The sequence below is a fragment of the Pseudorhodoplanes sp. genome (genome assembly GCF_050250235.1).
In the GTDB taxonomy this organism is placed as follows: domain Bacteria; phylum Pseudomonadota; class Alphaproteobacteria; order Rhizobiales; family Xanthobacteraceae; genus Pseudorhodoplanes.
Map to the genome: position 1 here is coordinate 38,401 of NZ_JBFWPA010000030.1, position 26,735 is coordinate 65,135.

Below are 26,735 nucleotides of genomic sequence, written 5' to 3' on the forward strand. Positions count from 1 at the left end.
ACGACATGATCAGCGACCAGAAGAACATGTTTCTTGCGATCGGGCTTTCGCTGCTCGTGATCCTGGGCTGGCAGTATTTCATCGGCGGCCCGCAGCTCGAACGGCAGCGGGAGGAGGCAAGGCTTCGCCAGCAGCAGCAGGCCCAGCAGCAGGCGCAGCAATCCGCCCCCGGCACGGTCCCCCAGCCCGGCGTCACCAGCCAGCCCGGCACGACACCACAGCCCGGCGCCGCGACAACGCCGGGAGTTCCGGGACAGCCGACCATCCCCGGACAGACCTTTACACGGGAAGCCGTGCTCGCCGCCTCGCCGCGCGTCGCGATCGAGACGCCGACCATCAACGGCTCGGTATCGCTGCGCGGCGGCCGCATCGACGACGTGTCCCTGATCAAATATCGCGAGACCGTCGACCCGAAATCACCGGCCATCGTGCTGCTCGCACCCTCCGGCAGCCCGCATCCGTTCTACGCGCAGTTCGGCTGGGCCAATGCCGCCGGCGGCAAGGTCAAGGTTCCCGACGACACCACAGTCTGGACCCAGCAGGGCGCCGGTGCGCTCGGCGTCGGCAGGCCGATCACGCTCACCTTCGACAACGGCGAGGGCCTCGAATTCCGGCGCATGATCAGCGTCGACGAAAATTACCTGTTCACCATCGAGGACAATGTCATCAATCGCGGCAGCGAGCCGCTGACGCTCTATCCCTATGCGCTGATCTCGCGCCACGGCAAGCCGGAAATCCTCGGCTATTACATCCTGCATGAAGGCCTGATCGGCGTGATGGGCGACAAGGGCCTGCAGGAGGTGTCCTACAGCAGCATCGAGAGCGACAAGCAGCTCGCCTTCAATGTCACCAATGCCTGGCTCGGCATCACCGACAAATACTGGGCGGCAACGCTGCTGCCGGAGACCAACGCCAAGCTGCAGGCAACCTTCTCGGCGCGCGACCACAACAACCGCAAGGTCTATCAGACCGACTACCTGCTCGATCCCGTCACCATCGCGGCCGGCGGCACCGGCAGCGCCAAGGCGCGGCTGTTCGCCGGCGCCAAGGAGGTCGCGCTGATCGACGGCTACGACAGCACGCTGAAGCTCAACCGTTTCGAACTGCTGATCGACTGGGGCTGGTTCTATTTCATCACCAAGCCGCTGTTCTGGATGCTGGACTTCTTCTTCCGGTATTTCGGAAATTTCGGCGTGGCGATTCTGGCCGTAACCGTCATCATCAAGATCGTCTTCTTCCCGCTGGCCAACAAGTCCTATGCCTCGATGGCGAAGATGAAGACGGTGCAGCCGCAGATGATGGAGCTGCGCGAGCGCTACAAGGACGACAAGGTCAAGCAGCAGCAGGCCTTGATGGAGTTGTACAAGCAGGAGAAGATCAACCCGCTTGCGGGCTGTCTGCCGATCCTGATCCAGATCCCGGTCTTCTTCGCGCTCTACAAGGTGCTGTTCATCACCATCGAGATGCGGCATGCACCGTTCTTCGGATGGATCAAGGATCTCGCGGCGCCCGATCCGACGACGATCTTCAACCTGTTCGGGCTCATCCCCTGGAATCCGGCCAGCGTGCCGGTGATCGGCCTGTACCTGATGATCGGCATCTGGCCCATCATCATGGGCATCACGATGTTCTTCCAGATGAAGCTGAACCCGTCGCCGCCGGACCCGACCCAGAAGATGATCTTCGACTGGATGCCGCTCTTGTTCACCATCATGCTGGCGAGCTTCCCGGCCGGTCTCGTGATCTACTGGGCCTGGAACAACACGCTCTCGGTGCTGCAGCAATCCTACATCATGAAGAAGCACGGCGCGAAGATCGAGCTGTGGGACAATCTGGCGGAAATGGTCGGCAAGAAAAGACCGCAGACGCAGGACAACCAGCCGCCGGGCGACAAGAAGAAGGCGTAAGGACAAAGAGGCGCGCAGCAAATGCGCATCCTGTGACTACGTCATCGCCGGGCATGCCCCGGCGATTTCGTTTATGGTGACGAGCATGACGCTCAAGAGCGACTTCACCCGCAGCGAGATCGAGGCCGGGCGCAGGCTGTTCGCTGGCGACTGGCAATTCATGTGGGCGGCCGCTTCGGTGGAGACCCTGCCGCCGATGAAGGGTCTGGAGATCGCGTTTGCGGGCCGCTCCAACGCCGGCAAATCCTCGCTGATCAACGCGGTCACCGGCCGCAAGGCACTGGCGCGCACTTCGCACACCCCGGGCCGCACCCAGGAAATCATCTTCTTTCAGGGGCCGGACGATCTGCGCCTCGCCGACATGCCGGGCTACGGCTATGCCGAGGCGCCGAAGGCCAAGGTCAAAGCCTGGACCGAACTGATCCATGCCTATCTGCAGGGCCGCGCCAATCTTGCCCGCGTCTATGTGCTGATCGACGCCCGCCACGGCATCAAGGACGCCGACAGGCCCGCGCTCGAGCTGTTGCGCAGCGCCGCGGTCTCGCATCAGGTCGTGCTGACCAAATGCGACCAGGTCCCAAAAAAGGAACTGGCTGCGCGCATCGCCGAGCTGTCGCAGGGCATCGGCAAGAGTGCTGCGGCCTTTCCGGATATTATTGCGACCTCGTCGCGCGAGGGCACAGGCATTCCGGAACTGCGTGCGGCCATCGCGCGCCTGCTGGCCGAGCGCAAATAGGAGATCCGCATGCTTCAGGCCCTGATCGGAATCGCCGCCCTGTTCGGCTGCGCTGGCATTGTGTTCGCGGCCGCCGGCGCCCATGCCAAGCCGGGTACCGGACTCGACAGCGCCGGACACATGCTGCTGTTCCATGCGTCCGCGGTGATGGCGGCCTGCGCCGGGATCGCATCGGGGCTGATCAGCCGGCCGCTGGGGCTCGCGGCTGTGATCGTGCTGCTGGTCGGGGTGGCGCTGTTCTCCGGCGACCTCGCGCTGCGCGCCTATGCCGGACACCGCCTGTTTCCGATGGCCGCGCCCACCGGCGGCATGGTCATGATCGGCGGCTGGGCGCTGCTGGCGGTGTCGGCGTTCGTCGCGATGCGCTGATGTCGTCGGCCCCTTCCGCATCGGCCATCGTCCCGCTAAAACCCCGCCGAAAATCTTCCTGCAAGGACGTCCCGCCAATGACGGTTTCCCCTTTCGATCAGGCCCGCATTCTGTCCGAGGCGCTGCCGCACATGCAGCGCTACGACGAGGAAATCGTCGTGATCAAATACGGCGGCCACGCCATGGGCGAGGAGGAAGCGGCGCGCGCCTTCGCCCGCGACATCGTGCTGCTGGAGCAGACCGCGATCAATCCGGTGGTGGTTCATGGCGGCGGTCCGCAGATCGCGGCGATGCTCGGACGTCTGGGCATCAAGTCGCAATTTGCCGGCGGCCTGCGCGTCACCGATGCGGCGACGGTCGAAATCGTCGAGATGGTGCTGGCCGGCTCAATCAACAAGCAGATCGTCAGCCACATCAACCAGGCCGGCGGCAAGGCCGTGGGGCTCTGCGGCAAGGACGGCAACATGGTCGTCGCGCGCAAGGCCGGTGGGCCGAGTGGCGCTGCCGTCGCCGACGTGGTCGATCTCGGTTTTGTCGGCGAGCCCGACAGGGTGGACACCACCGTGCTCGACCAGATCATCGGCCGCGAACTCATTCCCGTGCTGGCGCCGATCGCGTCGGGGCCGAACGGCGAGACCTTCAACGTCAATGCCGACACTTTCGCCGGCTATATCGCGGGCGCCCTGAAGGCCAAGCGCCTGCTGCTCCTCACCGACGTGCCGGGCGTGCTCGACAAGAACAAGAAGCTGATCCCCGACATGTCCGTGAACGACGTGCGCAAGCTGATCGCCGACGGCACCATTTCCGGCGGCATGATCCCGAAGGTCGAGACCTGCATCACTGCGCTCGAACAGGGCGTGGAGGGCGTGGTCATTCTCGACGGCAAGCAGAAGCACGCGGTGCTGCTGGAATTGTTCACCGACCACGGCGCCGGCACGCTGATCCACCGCTGACCGAAAAGCCACGGCCGCCAAATGGCGGCCGTGGTCCCTTCCCCCTCGTGCTGCGCTACGCGATACTGAAGGCGCCCACGACGGAGCAATTCCAGCGGGCGATCAAGGCATCACATAGGCGTAAATGCGGCCACGCGGATAAACCGACTCGCCCACCTTCCGGTTATGATTTCCCGAAATGATGATCGGGTTGCCGGATCGGTCGATGCCCGACACGATCCCGACATGGCCGCCGCCCTTGCCGCGCGACATCACGGCGATGGCGCCGACCTGCGGACCCGCGACGCGGCGGCCATAACTGGCGAAGGACCGCGCCATGTTCGATCCGGTTCCGCGCCGGCCCGACTTCTCCAGCACCATGTTCATGAAGCGGGCGCACCAGAGCGCGCCCATGCCGGTCGGGTTGGTGCCGAGATAGCTGCGTGCCTTTGCGACCAGCGACGACGATCCGAAGCCTGCCATCGGCATAGCCGAGGCATGCGAGGAGCGGGCGGCCTGCGATACCTGGGGCGTGGCCCGGCTCACGCTACGCCAAGAACGCGGCGCCTGCGCTACCGCTGGCGCAGACCTGCGGGCGGTCCGCCAATGCCGCCGGTTCCTCGTGACGTGGCCGGTGCGCGCCTTGCCGGCGCCGCGCGCCAGATGGGCGTACTGGTTGCCGGCCCCGAATATGCCGCCCATCGCGGCGGCCGGCGCGGTGGCCGTCACGCTGTGCCTCGCAACCTTGTGCTTGTAGCGCCGCGCTTCCGCCGACGTCTGCGTGAGGAGGATGGCCGCTGTGACCGCCGCGGTGACGGCAAGGATTTTCGACTTCGTTACGCTTCTTGCTGGCGCGTTTTCCTTGCGCGAACCGGTACCCGCTTCGCTCGAAAACGCCATATGCTTGCACTTCATCAATGGTCAGTCCCACTTCTTCTTGCCCCGTTGCACCCACCGCACGCGAGCGCGCGGCACTCATGAAAACGCCGCCGTGACAGTCACGGCGGCGAGGCATGCGCGATGCCGGGCGATGCGGGCCGGAATGGGACCGCAATCCGGCAGCGTGTTCACATGAGCTTACGGGGTGAAACATTCGCGCGCGTGAGAACGCAATGTGGCGCGCACGATGCGACAAAAGTCGCAGACACAATCGTTAACGCTTGCGGCTCAGCAGGAATACCGCCTGTTCGCCGAACAAATTCCAGAACCACCACGGCACGTTGATGCGAAGCTTGCCGCCCCACGCGTTCAGAGCGACCGCAGCCTCCATTTTTACGCCGACCTCGTTACAGAGGTCGCGAAAATCGCGGATCGTGCAAAAGTGAATGTTCTGCGTGTCGTACCAGGTATCGGGCAGGTTCTTGGTGCGCGGCATGCGTCCGAGGAAGAGAAGCTTGAGCCGCATCTTCCAGTGCCCGAAATTCGGGAACGACACGATGGCGCGTTCTCCGATCCGCAGCATGTGCTCGAGCACCACGCGCGGCTGCCATGTGGCCTGCAGCGTCTGCGACAGGATCACATAGTCGAAGGCATCGTCCGGATAATCGGCGAGATCGGTGTCGGCATCGCCCTGGATCACGGCCAGGCCCTTGGCGACGCAGAGATTCACCCCTTCGCGGGAAATCTCGATACCGCGACCGTCGACATCCTTGGTCTCGGTCAGGATTTTCAGAAGCTCGCCATCGCCGCAACCGACGTCCAGCACCTTGGCGCCGGGCTTGACCATCTGCGAGACCACGAGCAGATCGACACGCGCACCGGACGCGTTGCGCGCGGCATGCGCGGTGGCCAGTTCGCGTTGCGGACGGGCGTGCATGTTCATGACTCTATACCCGGCCCTATCCTGCGGCCAGTCCGCGTGCGCGCGCAGCACCGTCGAGGAACCCGCGGATGATCGCGAACAATTCCGGCTCATCGAGGAGGAACGCATCATGGCCCTTGTCGGTGACGATCTCGGCAAAGGACACGCGCGCACCGGCGGCGTTCAGCGCATGCACGATGGCGCGCGATTCCGACGTCGGAAACAGCCAGTCGCTGGTAAACGACACGACGCAGAAGCGCGTCGGTGAATTCTTGAAGGCATTGGCGAGGATGCCGTCACGCTCCGCCGCGATGTCGAAATAATCCATCGCGCGGGTGAGATAGAGATAGGAATTGGCGTCGAAACGCTCGACGAAGGACGAGCCCTGATAGCGCAGATAGCTCTCCACCTCGAAATCGGCGTCGAACGAAAAGGTCGGATTGCTGCGATCCTGGAAACGCCGGCCGAATTTGCGATGCAGTGCCGCGTCCGACATATAGGTGATGTGCGCGCCCATGCGCGCGACCGCGAGCCCGCGATGCGGATTGGTGCCCTCGATCAGATAGCGGCCGTGACGCCATTCCGGATCCGCCATCACCGCCTGGCGGCCGACCTCGTGGAAGGCGATGTTCTGCGCGGAATGCCGCGTGGCGCAGGCAATCGGCAACACGCTGAACACGCGCTCCGGAAAGCTTTCGGCCCATTGCAGCACCTGCATGCCGCCCATCGATCCGCCCGCAACGGCAAACAGCGTGTCGATGCCCAGATGATCGATCAGCATCGCCTGCGCGCGCACCATGTCGCGGATGGTGATGACCGGGAATTCCAGTCCGTAGGGTTTGCCGGTCCGCGGATCGATCGAGGATGGACCGGACGAACCCATGCAGCCGCCGACCACATTCGAGCAGATCACGAAATAGCGCTCGGTGTCGATCGGCTTGCCGGGGCCCACCATGGTTTCCCACCAGCCATTCTTGCCGGTAACCGGATGCACGCTCGCGACATGCTGGTCGCCCGTGAGCGCATGGCAGATCAGGATGGCATTGCTGCGCTGGGCATTGAGCCGGCCATAGGTCTTGTAGGCGATCTGGAACGGCGACAGCGCGATCCCGGAATCGAGCTTCAGCGGGCGCTCGGCGCCGAACCGCACAACAAGCGATTCCCGCGGGCTCTCCGCCTCCAGCGCGCGGGAGCTTTGCGTGGACTTGAGATCGGCCTCGACCATAACTCGTACCCGGCATGACTCACTGGCGTACCTGGCCTGACTGGACCGGCAGCCAGGGCCACCGTCCCTCCGGCCGGTCGTTCTAGGTAGGGCTAACCACCATTAAGTCAATGTTTTCTTTGATTTTGAAGCCCTGCCCACCTAATCATGCAAGTCCGTCGTTAACGAGCACGCGATGCCAGAACCCGCCCCCAAAACTGCCCCCTCGCTTGCTGCACTGCGCGCGGAGATCGACCGCATCGACGAGGCGATGCATGCGCTGCTGATCGAGCGCGGCGAGATCATCGAGAATCTGATCCAGGTGAAAGGTACGCAGGAATCCGGTTCCGCATTCCGCCCGGCGCGCGAAGCATCCATGATGCGCAGGCTGGTGGAGCGGCATCGCGGTATCCTGCCGCTCGATACCGTCGAGAGCATCTGGCGCGTTATCATCGCAACCTTCACCCATGTCCAGGCGCCCTATTCGGTTCACGCCGACCTCACCGTGGGCGAGGCCGCGATGCGCGATTCCGCGCGCTTCCATTTCGGCTTCACGGTCCCGTTCGTGCCGCATATGGGCGCCGGTCCGGCGATTGCCGCGGTGGCCACTTCCAAAGGCGACCTGGCGCTGGTGCCTGCCGTCTCGATTGCCGGCGCGGGCGCCTGGTGGACGTCGCTGGAGGCCGAGACGGCGCCGAAGATCATCGCGCGGCTGCCCTTCGTGGAGCGCCCGGACCACCCGGCCTCGCTGCCGGTTTTCGCGGTTGCCCATCCCGCCGCCGATGCGGTGACGGCCGAGGTCGAGGTCCACAGCGTGCGGGTTTCGGGGTGGGGGGCCGCGGCTGCGCGCACTCTCGCCCCGCTTGCCGAGGTGATCGCCGAACCGGACGGCGCCTTCGACGGCGCCGCGCTTCTGATCTCGGTGCCGAAGGGCCAGACGCTTGCCGCCATCGTTGATGCGCTGGTCAAGGCCGGCGCATCGGTGCGCTCGACAGCCCTCGTCGGCAGCCATGCGACCCGCTATACGCTTTCCGGCGAAAGGCCCGTTGTCGCCGCGCGCTGACATGCCGCCTTTTTCGCCCGCGAAAGCGGTCGATCAAGACCCCGGAGCAAGTGACCGGATGCCCGCCTGCGCGGGACAGGAAGAAGAGGACTTGAAATGACTGTCGCAACGCGTCCGCAGCCGCGCCCCGGTGTTCTCGATATCGCCGCTTACGTGCCTGGCAAATCCTCGGCCCCGGGCGTCGACAGGATCCACAAACTGTCCTCCAACGAGAGCCCGCTCGGCGCCAGCCCGAAAGCGATCGAAGCCTATCAGTCACTCGCGCATGACTTGCAGGATTATCCGGACGGCGCCGCGACCGCCCTGCGCGAAGCGATCGGGCACGCCATGGGGCTTGATCCCGACCGCATCATCTGCGGCGCGGGCTCCGACGACCTGATCAATCTGCTGGCCCGCGGCTATCTCGCCGATGGCGACGAGGCGATTCACACCACGCACGGCTTTCTGATGTACCCGATCGCGACGCTCGGCGCCGGTGCAAAACCGGTGGTGGCGCCGGAGACGAAATTCACCGCCGACGTCGACGCCATCCTGAGGGCGGTGACGCCGAGGACCAGGATGGTCTTCCTCGCCAACCCGAACAATCCGACCGGCACCTACATTCCCTTCGACGAGGTGAAGCGGCTGCATGCCGGATTGCCACCGCATGTGATGCTGGTGCTGGACGCAGCCTATGCGGAATATGTCCGGCGCAACGATTACGAGGCCGGCATCGAACTGGTCGCGACCTCGGAGAATGTGGTGATGCTGCGCACCTTCTCGAAGATTCACGGGCTCGCGGCGTTGCGGCTCGGCTGGATCTACGGGCCTGCGCATATCATCGATGCACTCAACCGCATCCGCGGTCCGTTCAACGTCAATGCGCCGGCAATCGCGGCCGGCATCGCTTCGATCCGCGACAGCGCGCATCTCGACAGGGCGCGCGCCCATAACGAAAAGTGGCTGCCCTGGCTGACCGCGGAGATCGAGAAGCTTGGGATCGCGGTGACGCCGAGCGTCGGCAATTTCATCCTGCTGCATTTTCCCGAAACGCCGGGCAAGACCGCGGCCGAAGCCGACACGCTCCTCACCTCGCGCGGCGTGATCATGCGCGCGGTGCGCGCCTACAAGCTGCCGAACGCCTTGCGCATGACGGTGGGCAGCGAAGAGGCCAACCGGCTGACGGTGAAAACGCTCGCCGAGTTCATGGGGAAATGATGGTGACACCTGGCTCGTGTCCCGGGCGCGATGCAGTACGAAGTGATGCATCGCAGAACCGGGACCCACAGATAGCAAATGCGTCCCGGCTCTGCGGGGCACCGCTTGCGCGTTGCGCCGCGTCCGGGACACGAGACTGAGATGACCACCGCTCCCCCCATCTCCCGCCTTGCCGTGATCGGCGCCGGCCTGATCGGCGGATCGGTGGCGCGTGCGGCCAAGGCTGCCGGCGCGGCGAACACGGTCGTCGTCACCGACCGATCGCTCGAGGTACGCAAGCGCGTGCGCGAGATCGGCAGGAGCTTTGCCGACGAGGTTGCCGAAACCAGCGCCGGTGCCGTGAAGGATGCGGACCTCGTCGTCGTTGCCGTCCCGGTCGGGGCCTGCGGTCCGGTCGCCGGTGAAATCGCGGCGGCGCTCAGGCCTGGTGCTATTCTCTCCGATGTCGGTTCGGTGAAGGCTTCGGTCGCGCGCGAGATGGCCCCCTTCGTGCCGGACGGCGTTCATTTCATTCCCGCGCATCCGGTGGCCGGCACCGAGAATTCAGGCCCCGATGCGGGCTTCGCCGAATTGTTCGTAAACCGCTGGTGCATCCTCACGCCGGTGGAAGGCACCGATCCGGCCGCGACTGACGCGCTGCAGGCATTCTGGGAGAAGATCGGCGCCAATGTCGCGGTGATGACGCCGGGGCATCACGATCTGGTACTGGCGATCACGAGCCACCTGCCGCATCTGATCGCCTACACCATCGTCGGCACCGCCAACGAACTTGGCGACGTCACCGAGTCCGAAGTGCTGAAATTCTCCGCCGGCGGCTTTCGCGACTTCACCCGCATTGCCGCGTCGGACCCGACCATGTGGCGCGACGTGTTCCTGCACAACAAGGAAGCGGTGCTGGAAATGCTCGGCACCTTCAACGAGGACTTGTCCAAACTCACGCGCGCGATCCGCCGTGGCGACGGCGAGGCGCTGTTCGAGCATTTTTCGCGGACGCGGGCGATCCGGCGCGGCATCGTCACCATCGGCCAGGATTCGGCTGCGCCTGATTTCGGCCGCCCGCACGGACCGTTGCCGATCGCGCCGATCGTACGGCCCTATGCGTCGGACGATGATTGATACGATAAGGTTGCGCTTGAGGACGCCGCAGTCGCCCGATCAAAGCAGCTTGAGGAACTCATCGACTTCAAACCCGCCGCGCTCCAGAGCCGCCACGACTTGCCGCGGCTTCAGGCTCGGCAAACGGCTCATACCCTCTCGCCGGTCCTTGCACTAAGCTGCTCGAATATCGGCTCAGCCTCGCCGTCGCTCTGCAACGCTTGCGCCAGCCGACTGTATCGCGGCGCCAAGGTCGGCGTATCGCTCTCGGGGATCGGTTCCCGCTTTTCCAAAATCACTTCGATCAGCCCATCCATGGCGTCGAGCGCCATCCGGCGCGCCTCGTCAAGTGTTTCGCCATAGGTCGCGAGGCCGGGGAGGGCCGGACAGGTCACGGTGTAGCCACCCTCCGGCTCCGGATTGAACACGAAAGTGTAGGTTCTCGTCATGCCGCCGATCGCCTTGTATCAACACTATAGCACAGTAGCGCGTCGGCCCATCAAAACAGCGGCGCGGTCTGTCCGAGTTTCACCGGTCCCAGCGTCGCAACGCCGTCCTTGAAGCGCAGCGGCATTCTGGTGGCGCGCCGGCCTTCCAGTTCGACCTGCTCGCCCAGCAACTGCACCGCGCCCGCGATCGCGCCCGGGGCCATGTTGTTGAGCAGGCTCAGCGCCGCACCGAGACGGTCACTTCGGCTGCCTTCCCGTCGCGCCAGCGCTTCCAGCCCAAGCGCGGGCAGAATCTTCTCGACCCCGGTCGCGGTCACCGTCAGTTCGCCATCGAGATAGCCCCGCCTGGTCAGTTTCAGGGTGCCAGTCGCAACCGCCAGAAGATCGCCCTGTTTCAGCCGCGCGCTGCGAACCTCGATGCGGCCATTGGACTGCTGAATTTCCCTGAATCGCTCCGGCCATGATTTCGGCTGGAAATTGCGCAGGCCCGTGAGCCGGGTATCCCCGTCGAAATCGAACGGCTGCGCCGCGAGCGGATTCCATTCAGGCGCCGTCGCGCTCCTGAGCGACGCGGCGATGTCGATCACCGGATTCTCCCGCACCGTTCCGGATTCAAGCCTGCCGTGCAACTGCGCCCGATCGGCCGTAAACAGGCGCTGCGGCCTGTCGGCGTCGGTCCGCTCCAGCGCAAGCTGGTCGGCTGCGAAGGAGACCCGTTTCGGGTTGCGCGGCGTGCCGCGTAGGCTGACGCGCGCCAGCGACCATTGCGCCGTAAGCCTCGGCGGCTGACCCGGATCGGCGATGGTGAGCGGACCATCGACCTCCGCGATCACGAGCGTCGGCTGATACACCTGCACCGCCGCCAGCACGGATTTTGCGGCGAGATGAAGCGGCGGCTTTGTGTTGGCAAGTTCCGCGCTTGCCTGATTGCAGCGAAACTCGATCCGGAACGGAAAGCCGCCAAGCGATTGCCGGTCGCAGGCATAGACGCGACCGCCGCGGGCTTCGCGTTCGATCCAGCCCGCGATCGTGTCGCGCGCCCGGTCCGCGGCGTAGAACCAGAACGCGCACCATCCGGCCGCGATAATCACCAGCACCAGCGAGGGTATGAGCCATCCGATCGAGCGGCGGCGGCGCGGGGGCGCCGGGTAATGGTCCATGGGATCGTCCTCTTTGCCCCTTATAGGCTGCCAGAAGTTGATCGAATACGGCCTTTCGATGTTTCCGGCGGCCGTGCTAATTGCTGTTTCGCAGATGCGATGAAGCTCACGACTGACCAAATTCCCGAAGATTTGTGGGTTTTCGGCTACGGCTCGCTGCTGTGGCGGCCGGGCTTTTCATTTCTGGAAAAGCTGCCGGCCCGCCTGACCGGCCTGCACCGATCGCTCTGTGTTCTTTCCTTCGTCCATCGCGGCACGCCTGAAAAACCTGGGCTTGTGCTCGGGCTCGACCGCGGCGGCGCCTGCCGCGGCATCGCGTTCCGGGTGGCCGCCGGCGATCGGGAGGCCACCATCCGGTACCTTCGCGAACGCGAGCAGGCGACCGCGGTGTATCTTGAGGTTCTCCGCAACGTGACATTGCTGGGCAACCCGGACCGGACCGTCGAGGCGCTCACCTATGTCGTCGACCGCGGCCACCCACAATATGCCGGCAAGCTCTCGCTCGACCAGCGCGTCCATCTGATCCGCCAGGGCCATGGCCGCTCGGGTGCCAATCCGGACTATGTGCTGGCAACGGTGGCGGAACTCGAACGGCTGGGCTGCCGGGATGCGGAACTGCACGCGCTGGCGGAACGGCTGAAGGGCATGGGGCACGCTGCGGTTCTGTAGGGCGCAATCGCGAAAGCGCATGGCGCCCTGCGGGTCACCGGCTGGCCATCGCCACAAGCTCCGCGGTCCTGCTCTCGATTGCGTCCTGCAAGCGATCGTAAAAGAGCTGCCGGTCGAGCCCCGGCTCGATCGGGCGCAGAAACTCCACCCGGACCACGCCCGGATAGCGCCGGAACGAGCGCCGCGGCCAGAACAGTCCCGAATTCAGCGCGACCGGCACGCACGGGATACCAAGCTCGGAATACAGGAACGCCACGCCGAACTTGTATTTCGGCTCGGCGCCCGGCGCCCGCCGCGTACCCTCGGGAAAGATGATGATCTCGCGGCCCTTCGCGGTTTCGGCGCGCGCCCGCTCGGTCATCGCGGCCAGCGCCTGCGAGCGCTTTCCGCGATCGACCGGGATCATCCGCGCCTTCGCCGCGCACCAGCCGAAAAACGGGATCCACAGCAGCTCGCGCTTGAGGATATAGGCCGGGTCCTTCAACACGGTGATGAGCGCGAAAGTCTCCCACATCGACTGGTGCTTCGACGCAATCAGCGCGGCGCCTGACGGGATGTTCTCGAGGCCGCGAAACTCGCAGTCGATGTTGCAGATGATCTTCAGAAGCCCGAGATTTACGCGGCTCCAGTTCTTCACCATCGCCAGCAGCGCGCCGCGCGGCATCAGCAATGTCGGCATCGCAGCGATGAGATAGACGAACAGCACCAGATAGAAGGCGATGTTAAAAGCAACGGAGCGGATGACGATCACGGCTTCAGTCCGAATGGATCACGCAAAAAACCGGTCGAAAAGCGGCACCTGGATGCGCGCCACCGCGGCCACATATTTCACATACTCGGTGAACAGAAGCCGCAGGGTCGGGCCGTGCGCCCAGCCCGCCTTCAGCTGCTCGCTGATCACGGGAAACTCGATCAGCTGGGTTTCCGGAAGCTGATGCGACAGTTCCGCCATCGCGCGCGGCATGTGATAGCTCGAGGTTACGACGATCAGCGACTTGAAACCGCGGTCCTTTACCCAGCGGCGCGTCTCGGTGGCGTTGGTGATGGTGTTGATGGCGGTACGGTCGAGGTCGACGCAGCAGGCAATGATCTTCTCGTGCTCCGGGCGAAGCCGCGCGATTTCGCGCTCGCTGGTCATGGGGTTCACGCCGGAAATGAGCAGGCGCTGGCCGCGGCGTCGTGCGAGGAGGTCGATCGCATCCTCGATCCGCGAAGCGCCGCCGGTGAGCACGACGATCCCGTCGGCCTTCTCGGTGAAGACCATCTCGGCAGAGGGCAGGCGAGCCACGAACCAGACGAACCCTGCGCAGAAGACCGCACCGGCCAGCACCGCGATCCCGAACAGCCAGCCCAAAAGCCGCAGCGGGCCCGGGCGGGCCCGCTTGTGCGCGCGCAACGGCTGATGTGATTCGGCTGACGGCATCGGTCTCAACCTTTACCAGAATAACGTCAAATGGGGCCGCGGAATGATGGTTCTGCGGTGCTCAGATCGAGGCGATGGTCTGGTTCACCGTCCGCCGCGAGGCCTCGGACGCGACCGCGGCAATCACCACGATCTGTGCGAGAATGACCAGATATCCGGTCAACCCCATCGTGATCGAACCGAACAGCGCGGCGAATTGCTCGGCTCCGGCGTTGCCCCGGATCATCGCTTCCACCGGCGCAATGAGCGCGAACAGCAGGATCGCGGCAAGCCCGCCAAGAACACCTCCTTTCAGCCCAAGCCAAAGAAAGTGCCGCTGAAACTGCCCGGCAATGAACCGGTCCTGGGCTCCTACAAAGTGAAGTACTTCGATCACCGGGCGGTTGGCGGCCATCGCCCCGCGGGTTGCAAAATTGACGCACAGGATCGTCACCGCGATCACGAGCCCGAGCACGGCAATCCCGACGAGCATCACGAAATCGGCGATCGCGCGCATGCGGCCGATCCAGCCGCGGTGGTCGTCGACCGACGCGGCCGGCACCTTGTCGGAAAGCGCTTTGCGCAGCGCCGCCACATCGACATCCGCACCGGAGGCGAGCTTGACAACGATGACGCGCGGAACGGGAAGTTCGTCAAGCTTGAGGCCGCTGCCGAACCAGGGCTCCAGCAGTTTTGCGGATTCCTCTCGTGAATAGGGACGGACGTCCGACACCCCGGTGAATCCTCGTGCAAGATCGGCCGCCTCCTTCACCGCGTTGTCGAGATTGCCCCCCTCGACCGGCCTGATCTGGATCGTCACTTCCCGCAGGATTTCGGCCTGCCAGTCGGCGGCATTCATGCGCACCAGCATGACTGCCCCCGTTGTCAGCGACGCGAGGAACGTCATGATCGCCACCACCGCAACCAGCGCGCGCCCGCCGATCGACTGATGCGGTACGAGCGGCGATTCCATTCTTGGCAGCGGCGCCTCGGGCGTCGCCCGCGTTTCCCGTGCCGTCGGTTCTGCTCTCTTGCTCGCGCGCGCCATGTCCCGCCTCAATCGTAGAGATGCAGGCGTCCGCCATGAAGCACAAGCCGGCGCGCGTCAAACTGGTCCATCAGTGCGATATCGTGGGTTGCGATCACGATCGAGGTGCCGGACTTGTTCAACTCCTGGAACAGGTGCAGGAGCCGCTTGCCGAGGCTCGGATCGACATTGCCGGTCGGCTCGTCGGCGAGCAGGAGATGCGGGCGCGCGATCACCGCGCGGGCGATCGCCGCGCGCTGCTTCTCGCCGCCCGACAGGACCGGCGGGAGCGCCCACATGCGATCGCCGAGGCCGACCCATTGCAGCAGCTCGATGACCTCGTAGCGATAGGTATTTTCCTGCCGGCCCATGATCCGGAACGGCAGCGCCACGTTCTCGTAGGTGGTCATGTGGTCGAGCAGGCGGAAATCCTGGAACACGATGCCGATGCGTCGGCGCAAAGCCGCGAGACTGTCATTGTCGAGCGTCGAGGTGTCCTGGCCAAACAATGTGATGAGGCCGCGCGTGGGTTTGAGTGAGAGAAACAGGAGCTTCAGCAGCGATGTCTTGCCGGCGCCCGAGGGGCCGGTCAGGAACTGGAACGAGTTCGGCTCGATCCGGAAGGTCAGGTCGCGCAGGATTTCCTGACCCATTCCGTATCGCAAACCGACATTCTCGAATCGGACCACGCGGCGCTCCGGTCTGTCCCGCCAATCGGTGATTTCTTTGCGGTCATTCCGGGGCGCCGGCCGGCGCGACCCCGGGATGACAGGGACATGGGAAGCACAGTCCGGTATGGTTTCCAATCCGTTAACGAACCGCTGCTAGCGTTCGGCCGAGGAACAGGCCGGCGCGAATCAGCAATGCTTATCGTTTGCCCCAATTGCGCAACATCCTATCGTGTGACGGCGGACCACCTGGGCGACACCGGGCGCGAGGTGCGCTGCGTCAATTGTCACACCGTGTGGTTCGAACAGCCGCACCAGCCGGTCGCCCCGACAATGGGCGAGGCTCCCCATCCTCCCGCAATTGACCCAACGGCAATTCGACCGCCGCTGGACGACGTGATCGAGATCGGGACCGGAAGCCAGCCGGCCGATGACTTCGCCGATTCGCCGGAAATCGTTCTCCACCCCGAGACGGACCTGCCGGTGGAACCGGTGCCCGGGCATTCGCAAAACCGCGCGATCGAGGAAATGCCGGCCGAGAGGGCGCCGATGGGGCCGCCAAGGCCGGTCGAACGCGTCGCGGCCTTGCGGGCCAGGAGACGGCCGGCGACACGCAGGCCTGCCCTGTCGCGCCACGCCCTGCCCGCCTCGATCTGCGCCCTCATCCTCATGCTCGCCTGCCTGGTGGCGGCGCGCCAGCAGGTCGTGCGCTCTCTGCCGCAGACCGCCTCCCTGTATGCCGGAATCGGATTGCCGGTGAACCTCCGGGGCCTGGCCTTCGAGAATATCAAGACCATGCGCGACATGCAGGACGGCGTGCCGATGCTGGTCGTCGAGGGCGAAATCGTCGGCACCACCGCGCGGCATGCCGAGGTGCCGCGTCTGCGCTTTGCGGTCGTCGATGGCGCCGGCAAGGAAATCTACGCCTGGACCACACGGCCTGCACGCACCTTGCTGCCGCCCGGCGAGACCATGCCGTTTCGCTCGCGGCTTGCGTCGCCTCCGTCCGAGGCCAGCGGCATATCCGTCCGTTTCTTCAACCGGCGCGACGCACAGGCCGGATTCATGTGAGGCGATCATGGCGCGAATTCTGCTTGCGGAAGACGAAGAATCCCTGCGCGAACTGGTCGCGCGGGCGCTGAAGCATGACGGGCACGAGGTGGTCGCCAATTGCGACGGCGCCGCCGCACTCGATGCGCTGATGCGCGACGGCGGGCGCTTCGATCTGCTGCTGACCGATATCAAGATGCCGGTCATGGATGGAATTGCACTCGCGCTCGCGGCAAGCCGCGATTTTCCGGCGCTGCCGATTCTGCTGATGACCGGCTACGCCGATCAGCGCGAACGCGCCTGTGGCCTGGAGCTTCTGATCCGCGACGTGATCGCTAAGCCGTTCACGCTCGTCACCATTTGCGGCGCGGTGCGCGATGCGCTGGCGATGCCGCAGATGCATTGAGCGCGGCGGCGGCAATCAGCGCCACCGGCACGGCGGCAGCCGTCAAAAATCTTTCAGCAGGCGCTCGATATAGTCGAGTTCGAGCTGCGGTCGCGCCGGATCGGAGAAGCGCCGGCGGAGTTCGTCGAGAATGCGGCGTGCCCGCTGCACATCGATCTCGCCCGGTACCTTGACGGTTGCGTCGTCGCTATAGTCGCGGCCCTGGCGCATCGGGCGGCCGAGCGGATCGGTTTCCTGCTGCGCACGGCCCTGCTGGCGCCCGGGCTGGCCCGGTCCCGGACCCATGCCGGGCTGCTGCTGCATCGCCTGCGCCATGCCCTGGGCACCACGCCGCAAGGCTTCCAGCGCACGGCCCTGCGAGCCGACTGCGCCATCGGAATTGCCGTCGCCGAGCTGGCCCTCGGCCTCGCCCATGGCCTCGCCGGCCTTGCCGAGCTGATCCATGCCGTCCTGGCCCTGATCGCCCTGCTGGCCCAGACCGCGCTGACGCAGCTGCTCCAGCAGCTTTTGCAATTGCTCGCGCAATGCCTGCTGGTTCTGGCGCAATTCGCCCATGCCCTGTTCATTCTGCTGACCGCCGCGCTGGCGCTCGCGGCGCTGATCCTGGCCCTGGCGGAAGGTCCGGTCGCGCAATTGCTGCTGCTCGCGGATCATGTTGCCGAGCTCATCCAGCGCCGACATCATGTCGTCCGGGTCCTGGTCGCCCTGCTGGCCTGGCCGTGCCATCTGCAGATTCTCGAGCATCTGCTGCAATTCCTGCAGCAGACGCTGCGCCGCGTCCTTCGCACCCGAACGCGCCAGCTGCTCGAGGCGATCGATCATGCTCTTGAGGTCCTGCGAGCGCAGATTGCGTGCGTTCGGATCCATCTGGCGCGCGATCTGCGGATTCTTGCGCATCTCCTCGGCCAGCGCCTGCAGGAACTTGTCGAGCGCGGCGCGCAGCTCGTCGGTCAGCTTCTTGATCTCCTCCTCGCTGGCGCCGCGTTCCAGCGCCTGTCGCAGAGCTTCCTGCGCGGCCCGCAGAGCGGCCTCGGCATCCGAAATGTTGCCGTCCTCGATCCGCGTCGCCATGTCCCACAACCGCGCCACCACCTCCCGCAGGGAGTCGTCGGATTTCGCGCGGTTCAATTGCCAGTAGATCGAACGCAGGCCGAGATAGACCGATGCCTCGATCCTGAAGACTTCCGGCGCCATCGCCAGCGCATCGAGCGCGGTCAGGACCCTCGGCTTCATTTCCGCGTCGAGCGCCAGATTGCGGCGCTGCTCGATCAGGGCGCGCGCCATCGGCTTGGTGAACAGCCGCTCGGGCAGCCGCATCTCGAACGGCTCGGAAAGTCCTTCGTTGCCGCCCTCGTCGAGGGCGCGCAGCGTGAGCACCACATCGGCGCCGGCCCAGGGATGGCTCGACAGGTCTCGCAGCGTCTGTCCGACGCCGTTGCGGGTGCGCGCCTGCGGCAACAACAAGGGCATGTCGGGCGCTTCGAACAGCGGCCGCGGCGTGGTGAAGCCGCCGGCCCTGGCGCCAAATTCGTCAAGGAGCTGGGGCTTCAGGGCAAAGATTGCGCGCGCTTCCGAGACGCCGTAATCGTCCTCGACCTTGTAATTCAGCATCAGGGAACCGCGCGCCTGCGGTTCCGGATCCTTGGTCAGGGCAACGGTCGGCGCGCGATCCGGGACCGCGACAAAAGTCCAGGTCACGGGATTGCCGATGCCGCGCAGGGTCACTTCGCCGCGTTCGGAAATCACGAAGCGGTGCTCTTCGGTGCCGGCAGCGGATGGCTGGGCGGCTGGATCGGTCTTGTCGGTGCGCTCGTCCACCTTGATGCCGCCGCGCAGGGCGACATCCAGCCCGGTCGCGCCGCTGGCGCGGATGACCAGCGTCGAGCCGGCAGGCACGGTGACCGGCGCCGTGGCGCGCGCGGCCTCTCCGGGACGCAAGCCTGGAAGGATGACCGGCGGCCGCTGCGTATAGGGCGGCGGCGCGACCCACGCATCGATGCGGTAATTCGCAGGCGTCACCACGCCTTGCCAGTTGAAGGCCGCTGCGACCCGGCGCTCGCGGTCGCCACCCGCAATGAAGAACGTCGCCACGCACAGGATGAGCACCAGCGCACGAATTGCGACCGGATCTCGGGCCGAGAGTTGCGGCATCGGCCAGCCGGCCTTCAGCCGCCGCGCGGCGGCGAGCGCGCGTTCCATGTGCGCGCGCCACAAGGCCTGCGTCATCGCATCGCTGTCATTCGTCGCCAGCCGGTCGGTCAGCGCGACCGCCGGACGGTGCGGCAACCCGCTCCGCCGATCCAGCCTCGCCAGCCCGTCGGCCACACCCGGCATGCGGACCATGGCCAGAGGAGAAAGCGCGGCCAGCGCCAGCAGGGCAAACAGGACCACGCCGGCCGCGCGCGCCAGCGGCGGCAGCCATATCCACAGCCCGAGCCAGGACAGAGCGAAAAACAGGCCGGCGACAGTGAGACACGCCGCAAGCGGCGGCCAGACGCGCTCCCACAGGATCGACCAGCGGGCCCTTGCGACGCCCCGCGCCAGCAGCCGGTCGACCTCACGCTGCGGAGAAACCGTCGTATTCTCAGAGCCCTGCATCGGCTGATCGGTCAAAGGCATCGTCCCTTCGGGAATCTGCGATCATGAAAGCTTAACACGCCTTTCCAGCCCACATAGTCACGAAACCCGGAACTGCGAAGCAAGGAGCAGGCCATGTTTTCGCATGGCTCGCGCCGCGGACCTTCAGAGCCAAGGCGGCAGCTGATCCAGCGCGATCAATGCGTCGGCTTCGAGGCGGGGGCGCACCAGCGACCAGGCGTCGCCGTTGACCAGGACCTCGGGGATCAGGGGGCGCGTGTTGTAGGTTCCGGCCTGCACCGCGCCATAGGCGCCCGCGGTCATGACCGCCAGCAGGTCGCCCGCCTTTGGCTCCGGCAGGTCGCGGTTGACCGCAAGATAATCGCCGGTTTCGCAGACCGGCCCGACCACGTCGGCGCGGATCCATGGCGTGCCCGGCACCGGCCGGACCGGAATGATGTCGTGATGCGCCTCGTAAAGCGTCGGACGGATCAGATCGTTCATGGCGGCATCGACGATCACGAAGGTCTTGGCTTCGCCACGCTTCACGTAGAGCACGCGCGTGACGAGGATGCCGGCATTGCCGACGATCAGCCGGCCGGGCTCGAAGATCAGCTTGCAGCCGAGCCCCCGCGTCGCCTGCTTCACCACCTTCGCATAGGCTGCGGGATCGGGAGGCGTTTCGTCGCCCTCTCGATAGGGAATGCCGAGACCGCCGCCGAGATCGACGTGGGTGATCGTGTGGCCGTCGGCGCGCAATTCCTGCACGAAATCCGACAGCAGCGCGAAGGCATCCGCGAAGGGCGACAATTCCGTGATCTGGCTGCCGATATGCATGTCGACGCCCGCGACATGCAGGCCCGGTAGGCCTGCGGCGCGACGATAGACCTCGCGGGCGCGGCTGATCGGAATCCCGAACTTGTTCTCGGACTTTCCGGTGGCGATTTTCGCATGGGTTCTGGCGTCGACATCGGGATTGACGCGGATCGAGATGTCGACGCTGCGTCCCTTCCCGGAGGCGACCTGAGCCAGCAATTCCAGTTCGGGTTCCGATTCGACATTCACACACAGGATGCCGTTGTCGACCGCCGCGGCGAGTTCGGAAGCGGTCTTGCCGATGCCCGAAAACATGATCTTCCGAGGCGCGACGCCGGCAGCCAGAACGCGCTTCAGTTCGCCGCCGGACACCACATCCGCGCCGGCCCCCAGCCGCGCCAGGGTTGCGATCACGCTCTGGTTGGAGTTCGCCTTGACCGCGTAACACACAAGGGACGGCACATCGGCGAACGCATCGGCAAAGACCCGGTAATGCCGCTCCAGCGTCGCGGTCGAATAGCAGTAAAACGGCGTGCCGACCGCGTCGGCGATCGCGGCAAGGTCTACCGCCTCGGCGTGAAGCCCGCCGTTGCGATAGGCAAAATGATGCATGGCGGAATTCAGTCCAGAAGGATGTCGAGCGGAATGCGCCGGTCCGGACCGCGGATGATGGGCAGCCCGCGCGACGTACCGCGGCGGATCACCTCGCCGCCTTCGGAAGTCTCTTCGTCGAGCGAGCCGGTCGGATTGGCGGCAAGCCCGCCGGGCGGAGCGTCGAGCGCTCCCTTGCGGCCGCAGCCGGACAGGCCCAGGGCCGCGGCCAGCAGGGCCACAGCCGCGAGGCGGCACGATAAGGCAGGCAATTCACGGATCACTGGGGCTCCCCCGAACGGCGCGAACCATATCAGACCCGCCGAACATGGCGAAATCCCTGATTGATCGGCATTCGCATCGAAATTCTTGCGCTGCGGCCCAAAAACCTCAGTCCGCGGCTTTCCCAAGCCGCTTCAGCCAGCGCTTGGCCTGAAGCCGCACATTCTTCGGCGCGGTGCCGCCATAGCTGGTCCGGCTCTGCACCGAACGGTCGACCGACAGCACCTTGAACACGTCCTCGGTGATCCCGGCCTCGACCTTCTGCATGTCGGCAAGCGGCACCCGGTGCAGCGGCAGGCCGGCTCTTGACGCTTCCGCGACGATGGTTCCGGTGATGTGATGCGCCTGCCGGAACGGGATGTTCAGCGTTCGCACCAGCCAGTCGGCGAGATCGGTCGCGGTGGCGTAGCCCTCGCCCGCGGCTTTCTTCATGCGCGCGACGTCCGGCTCGATGTCGCGCACCATGCCGGCCATGGCCGCGATGCACAGCGAGAGCGCGGCAAGCGCGTCCATCGCACCCTCCTTGTCCTCCTGCATGTCCTTCTGGTAGGCGAGCGGCAGCCCCTTCATCACGATAACGATGGCCTGAAACGCGGCGGCAATCCGCGCGGCCTTGGCGCGCACGAGTTCGGCCGCGTCCGGATTGCGCTTCTGCGGCATTATCGAGGAGCCGGTGGTGAACTTGTCCGACAGCCGCATCAGACCGGTGAGCGGCGACGTCCAGATCACGATCTCTTCGGCGAGCCGCGACAGATGCACCGCCGCGATCGTTGCTGCGGCGAGGGTCTCCATCACGAAATCGCGGTCCGAAACCGCATCGAGCGAATTCGCGGTCGGTCGATCGAAGCCGAGCGCCTTCGCGGTCATGTCGCGGTCGAGCGGAAACGATGTTCCCGCCAGTGCCGCCGAGCCGAGCGGACATTCGTTCAGTCGCTTTCGCGCGTCGGCGAAGCGGCCGCGATCGCGCTCCGCCATTTCGACAAAAGCCAGCAGGTGGTGACCGAAGGTCACCGGCTGCGCGGTCTGCAGATGCGTCAATCCCGGCATCACGGTGTCAGCATGTTCGAGCGCCTTGGCCGCGAGCGCCGTCTGGTAATCGATCATCTCCGCGTTGAGCTGATCGATGGTATCGCGCATCCACAGCCGGAAGTCGGTCGCGACCTGATCGTTACGCGAGCGCGCGGTATGCAGGCGCCCGGCGGCCGGGCCGATCAGCTCGGCGAGGCGCGACTCGACATTCATGTGAACGTCTTCCAGCGCGCGCTGGAACGTGAATCTTCCCTGCTCGATTTCTGACAAAATCGTGTCCAGCCCGCCGGCAATCCTGCTTGCGTCGTCCGCCGCAATGATGCCTTGCTCGGCCAACATTGCCGCATGGGCCTTGCTCGCGGCGATGTCCTGGCGATACAGGTGCCGGTCGACGTCGATCGAGGCGTTGATCGCCTCCATGATCGCATCGGGGCTCGACGAGAAGCGTCCGCCCCACATCTTGTTGCTCATGACCGTGACCTGAGAGTGCTCTGATCCATGCCGTCCGATACCCGTTCCTTCGCAAAAAAGCGGCTGCTGGTCATGCTTCTGGGCGGGCTCGCGGGCGTCGTCGTGGCGCTGGCGGGGATATACGGGATCGGAACACTGGTGCGCAAATCGGACGTGCCGGAGGCCTGCCGGCCGGCCGCACAACTCGCACAGACATTGCGGCCGCTGGCCCGCGGGGAGGTTGCGGCGCTCGCCCCGGCCAAGAGCCCGATCCCGCTCTCCGCGATCGCCTTCCGTGACGGCGACGGCAAGGAGCGCACGCTGGCCGACTGGAAAGGCAGGACCGTGCTGCTCAACCTGTGGGCCACGTGGTGCGCGCCCTGCAAGAAGGAAATGCCGGCGCTTGACGAATTGCAGAAAAAGCTCGGCGGCGCCGATTTCGAGGTGGTGGCGGTCAACATCGACACCCGCAATCCGGAAAAAGCAAAGACCTGGCTGACCGATACCGGGATCGCATCGCTTGCCTATTACGCCGACAACAGCGCCAAAATCTTTCAGGAACTGAAGGAAAAGGGCCGCGCTTTCGGCATGCCGACCACGATCCTGATCGACCGGAACGGCTGCGAGGTCGCAACGCTGGCCGGCCCCGCCGAATGGGCAAGCGGCGACGCCATCACATTCATTCAGGCGGCACTCGGCAAGCCATCAAACTGACATATCAAGATTGCCGCCGATTCCGGCCGCGACCAGCGCCTTCATGTTCGCCTGCGCGGCTTCCAGAACCTGAACCACGGCGCCCTGCGCCTGCGCGTCCATCCGCATCATCTTCGCGGCAGCCGCCATCTGAAGGCGCGCGGTCTGCGCGCCAGCGAAAGCGGCAGCGATGCCGGTCACGTCCATTGCGGCCTCACACCGTCACGTCGACCTTCTTCAGCCCGGTCGTGAGATCGATGACCGTGCCGTTCGACATGGTGAGCGTATTGCTGTTCAGATCAACCTTCGTGCCTCCGGCGAGTTCGACGGAGCCACTCTCGGTGATCTTCGAATAGGTCGGCTGGTACGGTCTTGTGTTTTCAGCGGCCAGCTGCGCCTGCAGCTTTTCCTGTTTGGCCTTGGCCTCTTCCTGAATCCGCTTGATCGCGCGGTTCGCAGCGATCTGACCGATATTGTAGCCGGCGTCGACCCATGCGGTCTGCAGCGCGGAAACGACATTCGCCAGATTCGCTTCGTATTTCTCCTGAAAGTTTTTTCGCTTCTCGCGCCACGAGACCATGCTCTCGTACGCCGAGGGGTTCCGCACCCAGTTCATCTTTCTGATGCTGTAGCCGGCCATGCTGCGCTCCGCCGATGATCATGCGGGAGGGCCGTTACGAATGACCTAACGCGGCGTTAACGCGACCTCCCGCCGCAGCAGCGTCGTTGATAATTCTGTGCACCGATCCATTTCCGGCTTGACGGACGAGCTCGGCCACTTATACTTAACCACATGGTTTACTATCGACCAGACGGCCTGGATACCACCTTTTCGGCCTTGTCCGACCCGACCCGCCGCGCGATTCTGGCGCGGCTCGCCGAGCAGGACGCCCTGTCCGTGAGCGAGCTCGCGAAGCCGTTCCCGGTCTCGCTGCCCGCCATCATGAAGCATCTGGACGTGCTGGCCGAAGCCAGGCTGATCCGCCGCGAGAAGAAAGGGCGTGTCGTGTCGTGCGAGCTGACAGCCGCGCCCATGGAGGACGCCATGCTGTGGCTGACCCGGTACGCACAGTTCTGGTCGAAACAGCTCGATCGCCTTGCCGCCTTTGTGGAGAAAGACTCATGTCCGTCGCCCGCGCCGACGCCGTCGCCAAGCCAAGCCTCACCCTCGAACGTCGTCTCAATGCGCCGGCGGAAAAGGTCTACGCCGCGTGGACCGACCCCGAAAAAATCGTGAAATGGTTCGGGCCGGATGCCGGGCCGGTGAGCAAGGCCGAGATCGATCTGCGTGTCGGCGGCCGCTACACCATCGCCTTCAGCACTGAAAATGGCGAACATCACGAGGTGGGCGGTGTCTATCGCGAGGTGGTGCCGAACGAGAAACTCGTTTTCACCTGGGCCTGGCACACCATGAAGGAGCGCGAGTCGCTCGTTACGATCACCATCAAGCGTGACGGCGACGGCTCGATCCTCACGCTGCTGCACGAAAAGTTCTTCGACGAAGCCGCCCGCGACGGCCACCGCCGCGGCTGGACCGGGTCGCTCGACAAGCTGGAAAAGCTGTTCGCCTGAACAACGGGAGACGCAATCATGAAGCTGTATTATTTCGAGACCATCAATCCACGGAAGGCCTGCGCGGTCGCCAAGCATCTCGAATCTCCCGTCGATTTCGTGCGCATCGACCTTGCCAAGGGCGAGCACAAGACTCCCGCCTATCTCGCGGTCAATCCGAACGGCAAGGTGCCGGCGCTGGAAGACGGCGAGATCAGCATCTGGGAATCCAATGCCATCATGTGCCACCTCGCCCGCAAGGCGAAGTCCGACCTGTGGCCGACCGATCCGGAAAAGCAGATTGAAGTGCTGAAGTGGCTGAGCTGGAACTCGGAACATTTTACCAAGCACGCCGGAAATCTCTATTTCCAGTATGTGATCAAGCCGAAGTTCAATATCGGCGCGCCCGACGACAAGGCGGCCGAAGAAAGCATCGGATTTGCGAAGCAATTCACCAAGGTGCTGGACGACCATCTCGCCGGCCGCACATTCCTGCTCGGCGATCATCTGACCGTCGCCGATTTCGCCGTATCGGTGACACTGCCCTATGCCGAGACGATCCGTCTGCCGCTTGATGGCTTCAAACATGTCGCGCGCTGGAAAGAGCAGCTCGAAGACCTGCCCGCCTGGCGCGATCCGTATCCGGCCGTGCATGCGCGCGCAGCCTGACACGACGCATCGGAGTGACACCATGTCCGCACACGGCACGTTTCACTGGAACGAATTGATGACGCGCGACGCCGCGCGCGCAAAGCAATTCTACCAGGACACCATCGGCTGGCGCTGCGAGGCCGTGCCGATGGCCCATGAAGGCGGCCGCACCTATTGGTGCGCCTTCATGGACGATCAGCCGGTGGCCGGATTGTTCGAGCTTGCCTCGCCGGACTTCGACGGGGTGCCGGAAGGCTGGATGCCCTATCTCGCGGTGGACGATGTCGATGCACGGGTCGCGAAGGCGGTGACGGCTGGCGCGCAACTGATGCGCCCTATCTTCGATGTGCCCGATGTCGGCCGAATCGCCATCCTGCGCGAGCCGGGCGGCGCCGGCATCGGCTGGATGACACCGGCCGGCATGTGAGGCCCCGCCAGCACCTCCAGCCGCCGCAGACCGCTGGCAACATCTTATCCTGCGCGAACAGGAGGCCACGATGTCCCAATCGAGCATGACCGATCACCGGGTCGTCTCTCGCGAGGCCTGGCTGGAGGAGCGCAAGGCGCTGCTCGCCGAGGAGAAGCAGATGACCCGGCTCCGCGACACGCTTAACGAAAAGCGGCGCGCGCTGCCCTGGGTTCGGGTCGAAAAGGAGTATGCGTTCGATACGCCGCAAGGCCGGAAGACATTGTCCGATCTGTTCGACGGCCGCAGCCAGCTGATCGTCAAGCATTTCATGCTGGCGCCCGGCCAGAAGGACCCCTGCGTCGGCTGCTCCTTCGAGGTCGACCATGTCGCCGGGGCACTGATGCATATCGAGCACCATGACGTGAAATTCGTGTCGGTCGCGCGCGCTTCGCTCGACGAGATCGAATCCGTCAGGAAGCGAATGGGCTGGACTTTCGACTGGGTCTCGTCGTTCGGATCGGACTTCAATTACGACTTCAATGTCTCCTTCA

31 protein-coding genes are annotated in these 26,735 nt (G+C 64.9%); 16 read left to right on the top strand and 15 right to left on the bottom strand.

The features are described 5' to 3' along the window. The first annotated feature begins 5 nt into the window (after nt 1-5). The 4 genes from yidC (at nt 6) to argB (ending at nt 3,965) form a co-directional block, all read left to right on the top strand. Nucleotides 6-1,907, top strand: coding sequence for a membrane protein insertase YidC (gene yidC, locus AB7F49_RS15325; RefSeq protein ID WP_428523777.1), 1,902 nt, complete (start codon nt 6-8; stop codon nt 1,905-1,907). Nucleotides 1,908-1,992: 85 nt separating this feature from the next. Further along, a complete protein-coding gene (gene yihA, locus AB7F49_RS15330; RefSeq protein ID WP_428523779.1) occupies nt 1,993-2,643 on the top strand; it encodes a ribosome biogenesis GTP-binding protein YihA/YsxC in 651 nt (216 codons plus the stop codon). A 9-nt stretch (nt 2,644-2,652) separates the two neighbouring features. Beyond that, a complete protein-coding gene (locus tag AB7F49_RS15335; RefSeq protein ID WP_428523781.1) occupies nt 2,653-3,012 on the top strand; it encodes a DUF423 domain-containing protein in 360 nt (119 codons plus the stop codon). A gap of 77 nt (nt 3,013-3,089) precedes the next feature. Continuing rightward, nucleotides 3,090-3,965 carry an acetylglutamate kinase gene (gene argB, locus AB7F49_RS15340; RefSeq protein WP_428523783.1) on the top strand — a complete coding sequence of 292 codons (876 nt, stop codon included), beginning with the start codon at nt 3,090-3,092 and terminating at the stop codon, nt 3,963-3,965. Nucleotides 3,966-4,067: 102 nt separating this feature from the next. On the opposite strand, the gene AB7F49_RS15345 is transcribed toward argB, so the two are convergent. The 3 genes from AB7F49_RS15345 to metX form a co-directional block, all read right to left on the bottom strand. Next, nucleotides 4,068-4,859, bottom strand: a complete 792-nt coding sequence (locus tag AB7F49_RS15345; protein WP_428523785.1) for a TIGR02594 family protein — start codon at nt 4,857-4,859, stop codon at nt 4,068-4,070. 238 nt (nt 4,860-5,097) lie between these two features. Continuing rightward, a complete protein-coding gene (gene metW / locus AB7F49_RS15350; RefSeq protein ID WP_428523835.1) occupies nt 5,098-5,760 on the bottom strand; it encodes a methionine biosynthesis protein MetW in 663 nt (220 codons plus the stop codon). 22 nt (nt 5,761-5,782) lie between these two features. Beyond that, on the bottom strand, nt 5,783-6,970 hold the full coding sequence (gene metX, locus AB7F49_RS15355; protein WP_428523787.1) for a homoserine O-acetyltransferase MetX: 1,188 nt from the start codon (nt 6,968-6,970) through the stop codon (nt 5,783-5,785). Nucleotides 6,971-7,145: 175 nt separating this feature from the next. Here metX and AB7F49_RS15360 point away from each other — a divergent pair, with 175 nt between their 5' ends. The 3 genes from AB7F49_RS15360 (at nt 7,146) to AB7F49_RS15370 (ending at nt 10,325) form a co-directional block, all read left to right on the top strand. Then, nucleotides 7,146-8,012: a chorismate mutase gene (locus tag AB7F49_RS15360; RefSeq protein ID WP_428523789.1), complete on the top strand. Its 867-nt coding sequence runs from the start codon at nt 7,146-7,148 to the stop codon at nt 8,010-8,012. A gap of 96 nt (nt 8,013-8,108) precedes the next feature. Further along, a complete protein-coding gene (locus AB7F49_RS15365; protein ID WP_428523791.1) occupies nt 8,109-9,209 on the top strand; it encodes a pyridoxal phosphate-dependent aminotransferase in 1,101 nt (366 codons plus the stop codon). 78 nt (nt 9,210-9,287) lie between these two features. Continuing rightward, nucleotides 9,288-10,325 (top strand): prephenate/arogenate dehydrogenase family protein, encoded by a 1,038-nt coding sequence (locus AB7F49_RS15370; protein ID WP_428523793.1) that lies wholly within the window; start codon nt 9,288-9,290, stop codon nt 10,323-10,325. 128 nt (nt 10,326-10,453) lie between these two features. Here AB7F49_RS15370 and AB7F49_RS15375 read toward each other — a convergent pair whose 3' ends face one another. Then, complete coding sequence (locus AB7F49_RS15375; RefSeq protein ID WP_428523795.1) at nt 10,454-10,753, bottom strand: type II toxin-antitoxin system HicB family antitoxin; 300 nt, start codon at nt 10,751-10,753, stop codon at nt 10,454-10,456. Nucleotides 10,754-10,803: 50 nt separating this feature from the next. Continuing rightward, on the bottom strand, nt 10,804-11,913 hold the full coding sequence (locus tag AB7F49_RS15380) for a DUF2125 domain-containing protein (RefSeq protein WP_428523797.1): 1,110 nt from the start codon (nt 11,911-11,913) through the stop codon (nt 10,804-10,806). A gap of 99 nt (nt 11,914-12,012) precedes the next feature. Here AB7F49_RS15380 and AB7F49_RS15385 point away from each other — a divergent pair, with 99 nt between their 5' ends. After that, nucleotides 12,013-12,582: a gamma-glutamylcyclotransferase gene (locus AB7F49_RS15385; RefSeq protein WP_428523799.1), complete on the top strand. Its 570-nt coding sequence runs from the start codon at nt 12,013-12,015 to the stop codon at nt 12,580-12,582. A 34-nt stretch (nt 12,583-12,616) separates the two neighbouring features. Here AB7F49_RS15385 and AB7F49_RS15390 read toward each other — a convergent pair whose 3' ends face one another. The 4 genes from AB7F49_RS15390 to ftsE all read right to left on the bottom strand — a co-directional run bounded on the left by AB7F49_RS15390 (nt 12,617) and on the right by ftsE (nt 15,700). After that, on the bottom strand, nt 12,617-13,333 hold the full coding sequence (locus AB7F49_RS15390; protein ID WP_428523801.1) for a lysophospholipid acyltransferase family protein: 717 nt from the start codon (nt 13,331-13,333) through the stop codon (nt 12,617-12,619). A gap of 18 nt (nt 13,334-13,351) precedes the next feature. Further along, on the bottom strand, nt 13,352-14,005 hold the full coding sequence (locus AB7F49_RS15395) for a YdcF family protein (protein ID WP_428523803.1): 654 nt from the start codon (nt 14,003-14,005) through the stop codon (nt 13,352-13,354). A 61-nt stretch (nt 14,006-14,066) separates the two neighbouring features. After that, nucleotides 14,067-14,957, bottom strand: coding sequence for a cell division protein FtsX (locus AB7F49_RS15400; RefSeq protein WP_428523805.1), 891 nt, complete (start codon nt 14,955-14,957; stop codon nt 14,067-14,069). Nucleotides 14,958-15,040: 83 nt separating this feature from the next. Beyond that, the gene (ftsE, locus tag AB7F49_RS15405) at nt 15,041-15,700 is read right to left on the bottom strand and encodes a cell division ATP-binding protein FtsE (protein WP_428523807.1); all 660 of its coding nucleotides are present in this window, start codon (nt 15,698-15,700) and stop codon (nt 15,041-15,043) included. Between the two features lie 174 nt (nt 15,701-15,874). On the opposite strand from ftsE, the gene AB7F49_RS15410 reads away from it, so the two are divergent. Further along, nucleotides 15,875-16,750 carry an MJ0042-type zinc finger domain-containing protein gene (locus AB7F49_RS15410; RefSeq protein WP_428523809.1) on the top strand — a complete coding sequence of 292 codons (876 nt, stop codon included), beginning with the start codon at nt 15,875-15,877 and terminating at the stop codon, nt 16,748-16,750. A gap of 7 nt (nt 16,751-16,757) precedes the next feature. Continuing rightward, a complete protein-coding gene (locus AB7F49_RS15415; RefSeq protein ID WP_428523811.1) occupies nt 16,758-17,135 on the top strand; it encodes a response regulator in 378 nt (125 codons plus the stop codon). Between the two features lie 42 nt (nt 17,136-17,177). Here AB7F49_RS15415 and AB7F49_RS15420 read toward each other — a convergent pair whose 3' ends face one another. The 4 genes from AB7F49_RS15420 to argH form a co-directional block, all read right to left on the bottom strand. Continuing rightward, nucleotides 17,178-19,754 carry a TIGR02302 family protein gene (locus AB7F49_RS15420; RefSeq protein WP_428523813.1) on the bottom strand — a complete coding sequence of 859 codons (2,577 nt, stop codon included), beginning with the start codon at nt 19,752-19,754 and terminating at the stop codon, nt 17,178-17,180. Nucleotides 19,755-19,877: 123 nt separating this feature from the next. Beyond that, a complete protein-coding gene (gene lysA / locus AB7F49_RS15425; protein WP_428523815.1) occupies nt 19,878-21,140 on the bottom strand; it encodes a diaminopimelate decarboxylase in 1,263 nt (420 codons plus the stop codon). 8 nt (nt 21,141-21,148) lie between these two features. After that, a complete protein-coding gene (gene lptM / locus AB7F49_RS15430; protein ID WP_428523817.1) occupies nt 21,149-21,403 on the bottom strand; it encodes an LPS translocon maturation chaperone LptM in 255 nt (84 codons plus the stop codon). A 106-nt stretch (nt 21,404-21,509) separates the two neighbouring features. Next, nucleotides 21,510-22,901, bottom strand: coding sequence for an argininosuccinate lyase (gene argH, locus AB7F49_RS15435; RefSeq protein ID WP_428523819.1), 1,392 nt, complete (start codon nt 22,899-22,901; stop codon nt 21,510-21,512). A 27-nt stretch (nt 22,902-22,928) separates the two neighbouring features. Here argH and tlpA point away from each other — a divergent pair, with 27 nt between their 5' ends. Then, nucleotides 22,929-23,594, top strand: coding sequence for a thiol:disulfide interchange protein TlpA (tlpA, locus tag AB7F49_RS15440; RefSeq protein WP_428523821.1), 666 nt, complete (start codon nt 22,929-22,931; stop codon nt 23,592-23,594). On the opposite strand, the gene AB7F49_RS15445 is transcribed toward tlpA, so the two are convergent. Beyond that, the gene (locus AB7F49_RS15445) at nt 23,586-23,780 is read right to left on the bottom strand and encodes a hypothetical protein (protein ID WP_428523823.1); all 195 of its coding nucleotides are present in this window, start codon (nt 23,778-23,780) and stop codon (nt 23,586-23,588) included. The two genes, tlpA and AB7F49_RS15445, sit on opposite strands and share 9 nt — an antisense overlap. 7 nt (nt 23,781-23,787) lie before the next feature. Further along, entirely contained in the window at nt 23,788-24,213 is a 426-nt protein-coding gene (locus AB7F49_RS15450; RefSeq protein ID WP_428523825.1) for a hypothetical protein, read from the bottom strand. Nucleotides 24,214-24,366: 153 nt separating this feature from the next. Here AB7F49_RS15450 and AB7F49_RS15455 point away from each other — a divergent pair, with 153 nt between their 5' ends. From AB7F49_RS15455 to AB7F49_RS15475, 5 genes are all read left to right on the top strand, one after another. Continuing rightward, nucleotides 24,367-24,810, top strand: coding sequence for an ArsR/SmtB family transcription factor (locus AB7F49_RS15455; RefSeq protein ID WP_428523826.1), 444 nt, complete (start codon nt 24,367-24,369; stop codon nt 24,808-24,810). Further along, nucleotides 24,696-25,145, top strand: a complete 450-nt coding sequence (locus AB7F49_RS15460; protein WP_428523828.1) for an SRPBCC family protein — start codon at nt 24,696-24,698, stop codon at nt 25,143-25,145. The genes AB7F49_RS15455 and AB7F49_RS15460 overlap by 115 nt, the downstream gene beginning before the upstream one ends. 18 nt (nt 25,146-25,163) lie before the next feature. Then, complete coding sequence (locus AB7F49_RS15465; protein WP_428523830.1) at nt 25,164-25,793, top strand: glutathione S-transferase family protein; 630 nt, start codon at nt 25,164-25,166, stop codon at nt 25,791-25,793. A 22-nt stretch (nt 25,794-25,815) separates the two neighbouring features. Then, nucleotides 25,816-26,202, top strand: a complete 387-nt coding sequence (locus AB7F49_RS15470; protein ID WP_428523831.1) for a VOC family protein — start codon at nt 25,816-25,818, stop codon at nt 26,200-26,202. Between the two features lie 70 nt (nt 26,203-26,272). Next, on the top strand, nt 26,273-26,735 hold a 463-nt coding region (locus AB7F49_RS15475; RefSeq protein WP_428523833.1), incomplete at its 3' end, for a DUF899 domain-containing protein.